This window comes from Legionella sp. (genome assembly GCF_965140895.1).
Taxonomy (GTDB): Bacteria; Pseudomonadota; Gammaproteobacteria; order Legionellales; family Legionellaceae; genus Legionella.
This window is the reverse complement of sequence record NZ_CBCSKT010000046.1, coordinates 76596-77042: the sequence shown is the minus strand read 5'-3', so window position 1 is coordinate 77042 and position 447 is coordinate 76596. Positions and strand designations below refer to the sequence as shown.

The window sequence follows — 447 nt, the reverse complement described above, 5'->3', positions numbered from 1 at the left end:
GCTTATAAAGAAAAGCATGGCATGGAGCGAACAAAAAATGGCTTGCATGATCCTAATTTTTTTAGAAAACAACTAATCGAGTACATTGAAAATCGCAAGCTCCCAGAGTTCAAGCCCGGCACGCCAGATACCAGGGGAACCGATCCGGAAAGTGCGACCATAAAAATGGCGGCGTTGCTAGGCGAGGAAGGGGTGACGCTGTATAAATTAGCCTTAGAAGAAGAAATGAACAGCAGAGAATTCCGCTATGCTGTGGCTGAGGCATCAACAAAACATTACGACGGCCCTAAATGGTCAAAAGAACGGCCAGTTGTTATTGTGGGCGGACCTTCTGGCTGTGGAAAATCTCGTGCCGCTGATGATGCAGTAAAAAATGCCTACCGTTTTTTACCCACAAACGCTCAGGACATGAGTGGTAATAACGTAATTAGCGCGGATGGAGGGGTT

The 447-nt window shown here is 46.5% G+C and carries 1 pseudogene; it reads left to right on the top strand.

Annotated features, from left to right (window positions below):
* Positions 1 to 21: 21 nt before the first annotated feature.
* Positions 22 to 447, top strand: a pseudogene (locus ACQY7T_RS06480) (hypothetical protein); the annotation flags it as partial.